The following is a 12,082-nucleotide window of genomic DNA, read 5'->3' as shown; positions in this document are numbered from 1 at the left end:
GTCAGTCTTCGGACTGCCGCTGCGCCTTGCGACGCAAAAGTGCGGTGGACTGCCCCGGCCACGGTGCGTCGGCCGGACGCGACTCGGCCCCGCCCGCCTTGGCTGCCGCGAGTGCGAGCAGACCGGCGACCGCCGTGGCATTGACGATCTCACCGGCCAATGCGGCGCGCACAGCCTCGTCCACCGGCATGCGGACCAGTTCCAGGTCCGCCTCCTCCAATTCCGGCTCCGGTCGGTCGGTTTCGTACAGACCCCGCGCGGCATATACCCGCAGCGCCTCATCGGTGAATCCGGGCGAGAGCGCGACGTCCACCAGTACCGCCCACTCCCTGGCGGCCAGTCCGGTCTCCTCGGCCAACTCGCGCTTGGCCGCGGCCAGCGGATCCTCGCCGGGCACATCGAGCAGTCCAGCGGGCAGCTCCAGCAGCCGCTGCCCGATCGGATGCCGGTACTGCCTGATCAACACCACATTATCGGCATCGTCGATGGCCGCGACCGCAACCGCCGCATGATGTTCGATCACCTCGCGCTCGACGACGCGTCCGCCCGGCATCGCCACCTGATCGAGCCGCAAGGCGAGGATGGCCCCGCTGTACACGGTCTTGCTCGCCACCGTCTCGAAATCGTGGCTGCCCGGCCGGGCTCCCCCGTTCTCACTCATTACGACACCTGATCTGCGTTCGCGAACTCTTCGCCCGGGATATCGACCGGAAGCCGCTCGGCCAGTTTATATTTCAACGCCGCCGCGATCAGCGCGGCGAATAGCGGATGCGGCCGGGTCGGGCGGCTCTTGAGCTCGGGATGCGCCTGAGTGGCCACGAAGAACGGATGCTTATCCGTGGGCAGCTCGACGAATTCGACCAGATGCCCGTCGGGCGAGGTGCCGCTGAACTTCAAACCGCTGGAGGCGATCTTGTCGCGGTAGGCGTTGTTCACCTCGTAGCGGTGCCGATGCCGCTCGGACACCTGGTCGGTGCCGTAAGCCTGCGCGACCACCGACCCCTTCCGCAGCGTCGCCGGGTAGGCGCCCAGGCGCATGGTGCCACCGAGATCGGCCGCACCGGCGACGATCTCCTTCTGATCGGCCATGGTGGAGATCACCGGATGCGGTGTGTCCGGCTCGAATTCGGCCGAATTGGCCTCGGCCAGACCGACCGATCGCGCGGCCTCGATGACCACGCACTGCAGACCCAGACACAGGCCGAGTAGCGGAAGCCCCCTGGTCCGCGCATATTTGATGGCTCCGACCTTGCCCTCGATGCCACGAATACCGAACCCGCCGGGGATCAGCAGCGCGTCCACATCGCGCAGCGCCGCCTGCGCACCCGCCGGGGTCTCGCACTCATCGGACTGCACCCAGCGGATATTCACCTTGGCCCGTGAGGCGAATCCGCCCGCGCGCAACGCCTCGGTCACCGACAGATACGCATCGGGCAGATCGACGTACTTGCCGACCAGTGCGACCTCGACCGTCTCCCGCGGCTGATGCACCCGATCCAGCAGATCGCCCCACACAGTCCAGTCCACGTCCCGGAAGGGCAGCCCGAGCCTGCGCACCACATAGGCGTCCAGGCCCTCACGGTGCAGCACCTTGGGAATGTCGTAGATCGACGGCGCGTCCGGCGTGGAGATGCACGCATCGACGTCGACGTCGCACATCAGCGCGATCTTGCTCTTGAGCGCCTGCGGCACTTCGCGATCGCAACGCAGGATCAGCGCATCGGGCTGGATACCGATATTGCGCAGCGCGGCCACCGAGTGCTGGGTCGGCTTGGTCTTGAGCTCACCCGACGGCGCGAGGTACGGCACCAGCGATACGTGCAGGAAGAACACATTGTCTCGGCCCACATCGTGGCGGATCTGACGTGCGGCCTCGAGGAAGGGCTGCGATTCGATATCGCCGACGGTGCCACCGATTTCGGTGATCACCACATCGGGCACCTGTCCCTGGAGATCCGGGCCCTGCATCGCCAGAATGCGACTCTTGATCTCGTCGGTGATGTGCGGGATGACCTGCACCGTGTCGCCGAGGTATTCGCCGCGGCGCTCCTTGGCGATCACCGACGAATAGATTTGCCCGGTAGTCACATTCGCGTCCCGGGACAGGTCCCGATCCAGGAACCGCTCGTAGTGGCCGACATCGAGATCGGTCTCCGCCCCGTCTTCGGTAACGAACACTTCTCCGTGCTGAAACGGATTCATAGTGCCGGGATCGACGTTCAAGTACGGGTCGAGTTTCTGCATGGTCACCCGCAGACCGCGCGCGGTCAGCAGCTGACCGAGGCTGGAGGCGGTAAGACCCTTACCCAATGAGGAGGCGACACCACCACTGACGAAGATGTGCTTCGTGACCGTTCGCGCCTGATTCCGTGTATGACCCACGGGTCTTCACGGTAACACGGAATCGCTGGCCTGATCACATGCCACACACGTTTGCCACCCAGTCGCTGCCATCGATCGGATCCGGCCCGTACGCCATGTGCGTAGCACCTGACATCGCAAGTCGGGCGGATCAGCTTGCGGGCAGCGCGACGAGTGTGAGGGAGGTCGCCTTGGTGCCGGTTCCGTATCGGCCCACACCACCGTTGAGCTGCTCACTCAGGCCCAGCACAGTGGTGACGCGACCAATGTCGCGGTCGAGATTGTCTACGGTGGTGACGGCCGTGGCCAGCGCGGCGTCGGAACGAGTGATCGCGATCGGACCCGGGTTATCGGCGGCGCCGGATCGTCCGGCCAGGACCGCACCCGCCCCACGACCGCGCAGGGCGCCGGTGAATCGCGCGATATTGCTGCCCTGACTGTTCTCGCCGGCCTTCGCACCGTCGCCGGTGACGACAACAGCGAGGTTGGCGGGATGCGCCGGAGTGTCGCCGTAGGCGAGGAAACCGCCGCCGCGCAGTGTCTCCAGCACCAGGCTCAACTCCTGCGGGGTGCTGCGCGGTTGCAGGTTCGCCGGATCGAGCAGCAGCACCAGCCCCAGCAGATCGCCCGCCATGCTCCCCTGATCCACTTGACCGGTGCGCAGCTGCGCGCCAGCAGGGATGACATTGGTGACCGCGGTGCGCATCCGATCGCCCTCCGCGGCGTCGAGGAAAGCGTCGGTGAGCGCGACGCGGGCGGTCACGGTGGCGCCGGAGATTTCCAAATCTTTCGCGACGGCCTCGACATCGGCGGGTTCGGCGTCAGGGGTCGTGAAGACCACGACGCTGCGGTCGGTAAGCGTGCCGCCGAGGATCCGGCCGGCCGATCCGGCGATGAAACGGTCCGCGGCATTCATTTCGTCGCCGAGCCGACGATTCTGATCGGTGGTCCCATCGAGCTGTTTGCGCAGATCCGTTTTGTCCGCGCGCAATCCGGTCAACAGGTCCGCCGCCACCGTCTGCGAGCCGAGCACCACGCCGAGGGCGAGGGCCAGGAAGATCGCGACGATCGAAACCGCGTGCTGCCGAATCGAAATCATAAGTCCCCTCCAGCAGCCAGACCCTGGGCCCATAGCGCGAACCGGTTCCAGGTATCGCTGGCCCAATCCAATGCCTCGGTCCCCATATTCGAGGCGAGCATGGCCACAATTACCGCGACGAGCGCGGCGAGTACGACCATCGCGATGGCGGTACCGGACACCCGGTTTCGGTAGAGCGTGGCGACCGCCTTGGCATCCATGAGTTGGGTGCCGATTTTCAGTCGGGTGAGGAAGGTCGCCGGATTGCTCTCGCGGCGGCCGCGGTCGAAGAAATCGTCCAGCGAAGCGGGGGCACCGGCGGTCACGATCAGCGATGCCCCGTGGTGGTGGGCCAGCAGCAGAGCCAGATCGGACGCCGCACCGGACGATGGGAAGGTCGTCGCGCCGATACCTAGATCCTGGATGCGTTCCAACCCCTTGGCGTGACCGTCGGTATCGGCGGGCAGGATCATCTCGGCACCGGATTTCAAGGTGGCGGTGGTGATTTCGTCCGGGTCGCCGACAATCAGATCGGGGCGGTAGCCCCGCTTCATCAAGGTGTCCGCACCCCGGCCGACGCCCACCATGATCGGGGCGTACTCCTTGATGAACGGCTTGAGTCGCTTCAGATCGTCCACATGGTCCGGACCATCGGCGACCACGACCACATGCCGATTCTTCATGTACAGGTCGAGCTCCGGCACCCCGATACCGTCGATGAGCAGCGCGCTCTCGGTGCGGATGAACTCGATGGTATTGCCCGCGAAGGCCTCCAGATGATCGGCGAGGCCGTTGCGCGCCTCGATCATCCGCTCGGCGATATCGGATGCGGTCAGCTCGATGCCGCTGACCAGGACTTCGGGCGCCTTCTTGACCAGCTTATCGGCGTAGACGACGCCCTCATCGATGCGGACCTTGGTGCCGTCCTTGATGCGGAAGGCATCCGAACTCACCGTGTCCAGCAGCAGAATTCCGTTGGCGACCAATACTTCCGGCCCCAAGTTGGGGTAGCGGCCCGAGATCGATGGCGAAGTATTCACCACCGCGGCCACGCCCGCCTCGACCAACCGATCGCCGGTGAGCCGATCCAGATCCATCTCATCGAGTATTACGACATCACCGGGCCCGACCCGCCTCAGCAGACGCCTGGTGTTGCGGTCAACCCGAGCTACCCCGGTCAGACCGGGCAGCGCTTCGGTGTTCTTCGACAACAACGCCAACATCTTCATGGGCGAGATATTGGCTGTTAGCCCTCAACCATTGGTGGAGGCGCGCCGTAACATCTATCACATTCGTCACTGTGATACCACGAGCACCACGTCACGCCGAAGAAATGTCAACCAATGCCCGTATGCTGCGGGGTCACAGATATCCCGAAGAGGAGTCACCATGGTCAGCAGCACCGTCGATGCCGTGATCGCGGCACCGCGCGATGTGGTCTACAAGTTCTTCACCGAACGGGACGGCATCAACCCGTACATCCCGGTCGACTTCACCTTGAAGACCCCCGGCTCGCCCACCCCGAACGGCGTCGGTGCGCAGTATCTCATCGGCAAGGCCGGTGTCGGCTTCGTCGAGGAGACCACCAAGCTGGTCCCCGGCGAGCTGATGGAATACAAGATCATCAAGGGTGCCCCGGTGAAACGACACGTCGGCACCATCACCTTCACCGATGCCGATAACGGCACCCTGGTCTCCTACACGATGGAGTCCGAGCCCAGCCTTCCCGTACCGGCCAAGGTCGTCGAATTCGGCCTGAAGAACCTTATCAACCAGTTCCTCGAGGGCGCCCGAAAAGCGCTGCGCTGAACCTTCAGGCGAGAGCGCGTTCGGCGCGGGCGGTTTCGAGCAGTTCCTCGGCGTGGGCTCGGCCGGTTTCGGTGTCATCGAGACCGGCCAGCATACGAGCCAATTCGATGACGCGCTCATCCTTGGTCAATGCCCGAACGCCACTGTTGACCTTGCCCTTGCCGTCATCGGATTTGTCCACCACGAGATGGGTATCGGCGAAAGCGGCGACCTGCGGCAGGTGGGTCACCACGATCACCTGATGGGTGCGGGCGAGTCGGGCCAGCCGACGGCCGATCTCGACCGCGGCCCGGCCGCCGACACCGGCGTCGACCTCGTCGAACACCATGGTCGCGCCGTGATCCGAACTGGCGAGTACCACCTCGAGGGCCAGCATCACGCGCGACAGCTCACCACCGGATGCGCTCTTGCTCAATGGCAACGACTGCGCGCCGGAATGCGCGGACAACCGGAATTCCACTTCGTCGACGCCGTTCGAACCCGCATGCAATTGCTGCCCGTCCACGGTCAGCGGCGCGGAATCCTGCGGGCTCGCGGGTACCGGCCGCACCACGACCTCGAGTTTCGCCTTACCCATCGCGAGCCCACCGAGTTCGACGCTCACCGCCGAGGCGAGCTTACCCGCCGACTTGGTACGCGCCGCGGTCAATTTGCGTGCCGCTTCTCGAACGCGTTCCGCGGCGATATCCACCTCCGCCGCCAGCGTGGCCAGCGCCTCTTCGGAAACATCGAGCGAGCCCAGACGCGTGCGCGCCTCATCGGCCCACGCGATCACCCCATCGATATCCGGCGCGTACTTGCGGGTCAGCGATTTCAATTCGGCCTGCCGGTTGAGCAACGAATCCAAAGCGCCCGGGTCCGAAGGCAAATCCGAAAGATAGCCGCTGAGTTCGGTGGTGAGATCGACGACCACCGCGATGGCCTCGCCGAACCGGGGCTCGAGCGCGGTCAGTGCCGGATCGTGGGCCGATACGATGCGTGCCCGCGCGGCGCCGAGCAATTCCAGCGCACCCGAACCGTCTTCGGGTGAATCGGCGGGACCGGCCAAGGCATCGTGTGCGATCGCGGCGGCCTCACGCAGCGAATCCAGATCGCTGAGCCGGCGCACCTCGGCGACGATACGCACATCCTCACCGGGCTCGGGTGCGATGGCATCGATTTCGGACAGCGAATGCTTCAGCCGGTCGGCCTCGAGCGTGAGTTCCCTACTGTGCGCGGTACGTTCGAGCAGCTCATTGCGGGCATCGAGCCAGGATCGCCGCTGCGCCCGATACTTGCGCAGCAGCGGACCGACCGCATCGGCGGCGAACTGATCCAGAGCGGACAACTGCTGCTCCGGACGCTGCAGCCGCAACTGGTCGTTCTGACCGTGCACGGTCAGCAACGACGCGGTGAAATCGGCGAGGACAGCAGCGGGCACACCGCGACCGCCGAGGTGCGCGCGGGAACGTCCATCACTGCCGACCGTACGGATCGCGATGACGCTGCCGTCGTCATCGCGTTCGGCCGCAGCCGATTCCAGCACTTCCTGCACATGCTTCTGCGCGGTCGTATTCACCTCATCGACGGTGAACCGCCCCTCGACCACGGCCCGTGCCGCGCCCTGCCGAACCCGGCCCGCATCGGCCCGCGCCCCGCTGAGCAGGTGCAGGCTCGTCACCACCATGGTCTTACCGGCACCGGTCTCACCGGTCAGAACCGTCAGACCCTCATGAAATTGCGCAGTGGCCGTGGATATGACGCCAAGTCCGTCAATCCTGATCTCTGTCAGCACTAGTCCTCACCCACCCCGCCGGCTGCCATCCCTCGGCTGCTCTCCACTCGCCGTCGGCCACGCCAGCCTGTCACAGGCAATTGGAATTTGCGTACCATCCGGTCGGCGAACGGAGCGGAATCCAACCGTACCCAGCGCACCGGTTCAGCGCCGCGAACCGCCTCGAGCCGCCCGCCCTTCGGCAATGCCAGGGTGCGCCTGCCATCCAGGAAAACAATCGCATCGTGGCCCACAGCAACGGATTCGACCGCGATCCTGGACTCTGGACTGGTCACCAACGGCCGCGCGAACAGGGCATGCGCATTGCTCGGAATCACCAGCAGCGCTTCGAGTTCCGGCCACACCACCGGACCGCCCGCGGAGAACGCGTAGGCAGTCGATCCGGTCGGGGTGGAGATGAGGATGCCGTCGCAGCCGAATTGCGAAACCGGACGCCCGTCGACCTCCAGAACCACTTCGAGCACACCCATGCGCGAGGCGTTCTCGATGCTGGCTTCATTGAGTGCCCAACCGGTTTCGACAATCTCGTCGTCCACCCGGACGTTCACATCGATGGTCATCCGCTGCTCGAGACGATAGTCGCCCCGGACCACACTCGCCAACGCCTCATCGAGATGTTCGGCCTCGGCCTCGGTGAGAAAACCGATGCGGCCCAGGTTGATTCCGAGCACCGGCACCCTCGCGGGCCGGGCCAATTCGGCCGCGCGCAGGAAGGTGCCGTCACCGCCGAGCGAGAGCACCATCTCGCAACCGACCGCCGCGTCCGGGCAATGCTCGACCACCCGCGCCGGATATCCGCCCGGTTCCGCGACGGCCGTCCTGCCCGCAGTATCGGGCTCGCAGTCGAATCGGGTGCTGTCCGCCTCGTCCGCGAGCACGCGCAGCCCGATGCCCGCGTCCGCGAAAATCTTCGCGACGCGATGGGCGGTTTCGATGATCTCCGCCCGGCCCGGATGCGAAACCAGCAGAATCTCCCTGGATTCGGCCGGCGTCAGCGCGTTCACTGTGGACCCTCCTCAATCGCACATTCGACGAGCGCCGCGACCTGCTCGCCGTCGTACTCGAACAGCCCGTCCTTACGCAGCCACACAAAGTATTCGACATTGCCCGATGGGCCGGGCAGTGGACTGGCCACCACCCCGACGGTGCGCAAGCCCAAATCGGCGGCGGACGCCGCGACATCGCGTACCACTTCCGCGCGCAATGCGGGATCGCGCACCACACCGCCGGAGCCTACCCGCTCCTTGCCCACCTCGAACTGGGGTTTGACCATGGGCAGCAGGTCTGCGCCCGGCGCGGCGCAGGCCGCGAGTGCGGGCAGCACCAGATTCAGCGATATGAACGACAGATCGCCGACGACGAGCTCGACGGTACCGCCGATGGATTCGGGGGTGATGGCGCGGACATTGGTGCGATCGAAAACCCGCACCCGGTCGTCGTTCTGCAGCCGCCAGATCAGCTGGCCATAGCCGACATCGACGGCGACGACCTCCCGCGCCTGCTTGGAGAGCAGCACATCGGTGAAGCCGCCGGTCGACGCACCGGCATCCAGACACCGCTTCCCCGCAACGGTCAGGCCCTGGGGTTCGAAGGCTTCGAGCGCGCCGAGCAGTTTGTGCGCACCGCGCGAGGCCCACGACACCTCATCGGGCTCCTCGCGCACGATCAGCGGTGTGCCCGCCTCGACGGCCGTCGCCGGCTTCACGGCGACTGTTCCAGCAATCAGGACACGGCCCGCACCGATCAGCTCGACCGCGTGTTCACGCGACCGCGCCAATCCGCGGCGAACCAATTCGGCGTCCACCCGCGCGCGCCTGGCCACCTCAGATCTTGTCCACCGTGGCCAGTGCCTGCACGAGCACCTCATGTGCCTGCTCCAGGATGCGGGCGCGCCGGGTGATGTCGGCGCCGGAATCGGAGTCCGTCGGCGGAGGCGCGGCCAAGCCGGTCCAGGCCGAACGCGCGTCCAGTTCGGCGAGCAGGCCATCGATCTCGGCGCGAATCCGCGCGGGGTCGGCAGGCTCCGGGCGTCCCTGTGCACCCGGCAGATGCTGGCCGGGCAGCGGTGGCCCGGGGCGCGGTCCGTTCGAGCCGGGGCCGGGTCCGTTGGAGCGGGGCATCGGGGTAGTCATCGTGGGGTCAACGCTATCGGATTTCCGAACCGGACGCCCGCACCCTTACGGCTCGTCCGGGGTTGCCCCGCAAGCGTTGCGCCAAGTCGTCGGCGAGGTCGGTCGCCTCGTCCTCGACCGGCGGGTGATTCAGTGCGTCCAACGACTCCGAGACATAGGTCGGGATCAGGTCCGCCGGGGCATGGCGTAGCTCGTCGAGGGTGCTGACGCCGGTCAGGACCAGCAGCGATTCGAGGCCGACGCGGTTGGCGCCCTCGATATCGGTATCCAGGCGATCGCCGACCACCAACGCGCTGCGCGTTCCGGCGCGCACCAAGGCGTCCTCCAGCAGCGGCGCAAAGGGTTTACCCGCTACCACCGGCTCCCTGCCGGAGGTGGCACGTAGTGCGGCGACCATGGCGCCGTTGCCGGGCGCGAGGCCGCGCTCGTTCGGCAAGGTCTTATCGGTATTGGCGGCGACCCACAATGCGTCGGCGCTCAGCGCGTACGCCGCCTCGGCCAGATCCGGCCAGGCGGTTTCGGGTGAATGCCCTTGTACGACAGCATCGGGCGCCGTGCCGTCGAAACGCCGGATCGCACGCAATCCGACAGCTTCGACCTCTTTGGCCAGGTCATCGGTGCCAACGATCAATACCGTTGCCCCGGCGTCGAGCCGCTCCGCCAACAGCCGCGCCGCCGCCTGCGCACTGGTGACGACATCATCGGTTTCCGCCGCGAATCCGAGCTCGGCCAAATGCCGCGCAACCACGTCCGGACCACGACTCGCATTGTTCGTGACATACACAAGCCGCTGTGCCACAACGGAATTCACCAATGCCTCCGGCGCGCCACCGATCACCTCGGGCCCGCGATACAGCGTGCCATCCAGATCCAGCAGCAGGGCTTCGTACTGCTCTCGTAGCCGCTTCACACCACTCTCACTTCATGTCGCCGACCGACACATTGCCGTTCCCGAACCCTACGCCAGCCCGCCGACAGGAAAATGACAGCGTCGACCGACGGTCTGTCGCAAGCCCGGTCCGCCGAGCCGGCCTGCGCTGTCACCTCAGTCGACGCACTCATCGGTGATCGGGCCCAGGAGCCGGACCCTACAGCTCGGTGTCTCCGGTGAGTTCTTCGGCGCGTTCCTCGGCGTCGGTTTCGCCGTCGAGGTCGGCGGAGGCGGCGTTGAGGAACCAGGTGAGGCCCTCGGCGGTGCGACCGGCCGCGACCAAGGCGTCGGCGTAGGCGTAGAACAGGCGGGCAGCAGCGGACCCGGTGCGGGAGGGGTCGAGTTCCGAGGTTTGCAGGGTGACTACGGCCTGGTCGTATTGGCCGAGGTCCATGCGCGCACCGGCGACCACGATGCGGAGTTCGGTGGCCTCGTCACCGCGCAGGGCACGGGCCTCATCGCTGCGGCCCAATTCGATGGCGCGCTCCGGGCGGCCGAGGCCGCGCTCGCAGTCCGCCATGACCGCGAGTAGACCGGATCCACCGGACATCCGGCGGGCCGTGCGCAATTCGGAAAGGGCTTCAGCCCATTCACCCGCGTGATAGGCGGTGACACCCGCGGTTTCGCGGACCACGGCGATGCGGCCCGCGCGTTGACGGGCGGCCCGCGCATGAGCCAAAGCAAGACGCGGGTCGTCATCGATGAGTCGAGCCGCCATTACGAGGTGCCGGGCTACGGTTTCGGCATTGCCCTTGTCGAGGCTCAGCAGGTCGCGGCGCACCTCGATTTCGAGGTCGGTGGCCTGGACGTCATCGGGCAGATCCGGCTCTTCGGGACGGGGCGCACGTCTATCAGCCGAGCCGCCCCCGGTACGTGCACCTTCGCCACCGCGACGACGATCCTGCGCATCGTCGCGGTTCCAGCCGCCGCGCTGGCCCGAATCACCTCGACCACCGGAGTCACCACCACGGTTGAATCCGCCGCGCTGTCCGGCTTCTTCGCGTCGCTTGAACCCGCCGCCTTCGTTCACATCGCCTCGCGGTCTCGATTCGGCATCACGCTTGAAGCCGCCACGCTCACCGCTGCTACCGCGGCTGAACCCATCTCGATTGCCCGAGTCACCACGATTGAACCCGCCGCCGCGATCACCCGAGCCACTGCGCCTGAAGTCACTGCGTTCACCGGAACCGCCGCGTTCACCGGAACCACTGCGGGAAAAGCCACTTCGATCGCCGGAGTGATTGCGCTGTCCGGAATCACCGCGTTTGAAACCACGGCGCTCGCCGGAATCACCGCCACGGTCGAAACCGCCACGCTCGCCGGAATCGCCCCGATCGAAGCGACCGCGCTCACCGGAGCCACCTCGGCTGAAACCACCGCGCTCAGCTGAATCACCACGTCGGCCGGAAGCACCACTGCGGCCGGAATCACCGGAGCGGCTGAAACCGCCACGCTCGCTGGAGCCGCCGCGGTCGAAACCACCGCGGCCGCCGGAATCACCGGAGCGCTTGAATCCACCGCGCTCGCCCGAACGGTCGAAGCTGCCATGGTCGCCGGAATCCCTGCGCTGGCCAGAGTCGCCGCGCTCGAAACCGCCCCGTCCACCGCCGCGGTTGAAGCCACCACGATCATCAGCGCTGCGGTTGTAGCCGCCGCGCTCGCCGGATCCGCTGCGCTTGAAACCACCGCGGTCGCCGGAGCTGCGATCGTTCGAACCACTCCGGGGCGAGTCGCCGCTGCGTTTGAAGCCGCGACGTTCGCCGGAATCGCCTCGGTCGGAGCTGCGGGAGGCATCACCGCGATCGCGGTCGGGACCGTCCTGCCGGAAAGACTTCCGGCCGTCGTTCTGTTCCGACACGGTGGCCCCTTTCTAGGTTCCGCCAGAGGTTGTCGAACCTCTGAATTCAATCACGTGTCGGCGGTCGGGCCCGAACACGGTGTAGGTATAGGTGCACAAACGACGATAGGGGACCCAAAGTGTTGGGTCCCCTATCGTG

General features: G+C 66.2%; 11 protein-coding genes. 1 reads left to right on the top strand and 10 read right to left on the bottom strand.

Features of this window, described 5'->3' with window-relative positions:
• Nucleotide 1 precedes the first annotated feature (1 nt).
• From ACW2Q0_RS29015 to steA, 4 genes are all read right to left on the bottom strand, one after another.
• Nucleotides 2-661, bottom strand: a complete 660-nt coding sequence (locus ACW2Q0_RS29015; RefSeq protein ID WP_457194103.1) for an NUDIX domain-containing protein — start codon at nt 659-661, stop codon at nt 2-4.
• Entirely contained in the window at nt 661-2,382 is a 1,722-nt protein-coding gene (locus ACW2Q0_RS29010; protein ID WP_457194102.1) for a CTP synthase, read from the bottom strand. The genes ACW2Q0_RS29015 and ACW2Q0_RS29010 overlap by 1 nt, the downstream gene beginning before the upstream one ends.
• Before the next feature lie 130 nt (nt 2,383-2,512).
• Nucleotides 2,513-3,460 (bottom strand): copper transporter, encoded by a 948-nt coding sequence (locus ACW2Q0_RS29005; protein WP_457194101.1) that lies wholly within the window; start codon nt 3,458-3,460, stop codon nt 2,513-2,515.
• Entirely contained in the window at nt 3,457-4,668 is a 1,212-nt protein-coding gene (steA, locus tag ACW2Q0_RS29000) for a putative cytokinetic ring protein SteA (protein WP_457194100.1), read from the bottom strand. The genes ACW2Q0_RS29005 and steA overlap by 4 nt, the downstream gene beginning before the upstream one ends.
• Nucleotides 4,669-4,828: 160 nt before the next feature.
• Here steA and ACW2Q0_RS28995 point away from each other — a divergent pair, with 160 nt between their 5' ends.
• On the top strand, nt 4,829-5,248 hold the full coding sequence (locus ACW2Q0_RS28995) for an SRPBCC family protein (protein WP_457194099.1): 420 nt from the start codon (nt 4,829-4,831) through the stop codon (nt 5,246-5,248).
• A gap of 4 nt (nt 5,249-5,252) precedes the next feature.
• Here the strand turns inward: ACW2Q0_RS28995 and recN are convergent, their stop codons facing one another.
• The 6 genes from recN to ACW2Q0_RS28965 all read right to left on the bottom strand — a co-directional run bounded on the left by recN (nt 5,253) and on the right by ACW2Q0_RS28965 (nt 11,115).
• Nucleotides 5,253-7,022 carry a DNA repair protein RecN gene (recN, locus tag ACW2Q0_RS28990; protein WP_457194098.1) on the bottom strand — a complete coding sequence of 590 codons (1,770 nt, stop codon included), beginning with the start codon at nt 7,020-7,022 and terminating at the stop codon, nt 5,253-5,255.
• Nucleotides 7,022-8,026 (bottom strand): NAD kinase, encoded by a 1,005-nt coding sequence (locus ACW2Q0_RS28985; protein ID WP_457194097.1) that lies wholly within the window; start codon nt 8,024-8,026, stop codon nt 7,022-7,024. Before ACW2Q0_RS28985 ends, recN begins: the two co-directional genes overlap by 1 nt.
• Nucleotides 8,023-8,844, bottom strand: coding sequence for a TlyA family RNA methyltransferase (locus ACW2Q0_RS28980; RefSeq protein ID WP_457194096.1), 822 nt, complete (start codon nt 8,842-8,844; stop codon nt 8,023-8,025). Before ACW2Q0_RS28980 ends, ACW2Q0_RS28985 begins: the two co-directional genes overlap by 4 nt.
• A 1-nt stretch (nt 8,845) precedes the next feature.
• On the bottom strand, nt 8,846-9,154 hold the full coding sequence (locus ACW2Q0_RS28975; protein ID WP_457194095.1) for a hypothetical protein: 309 nt from the start codon (nt 9,152-9,154) through the stop codon (nt 8,846-8,848).
• A 13-nt stretch (nt 9,155-9,167) separates the two neighbouring features.
• Entirely contained in the window at nt 9,168-10,064 is an 897-nt protein-coding gene (locus ACW2Q0_RS28970; RefSeq protein WP_457194094.1) for an HAD-IIA family hydrolase, read from the bottom strand.
• Nucleotides 10,065-10,242: 178 nt separating this feature from the next.
• Complete coding sequence (locus tag ACW2Q0_RS28965) at nt 10,243-11,115, bottom strand: tetratricopeptide repeat protein (protein WP_457194146.1); 873 nt, start codon at nt 11,113-11,115, stop codon at nt 10,243-10,245.
• Nucleotides 11,116-12,082: the final 967 nt, after the last annotated feature.

This window comes from Nocardia citri, from assembly GCF_054065835.1.
The sequence above is the reverse complement of the archived record's forward strand: the minus strand, read 5'-3'. Positions and strand labels throughout refer to the sequence as shown.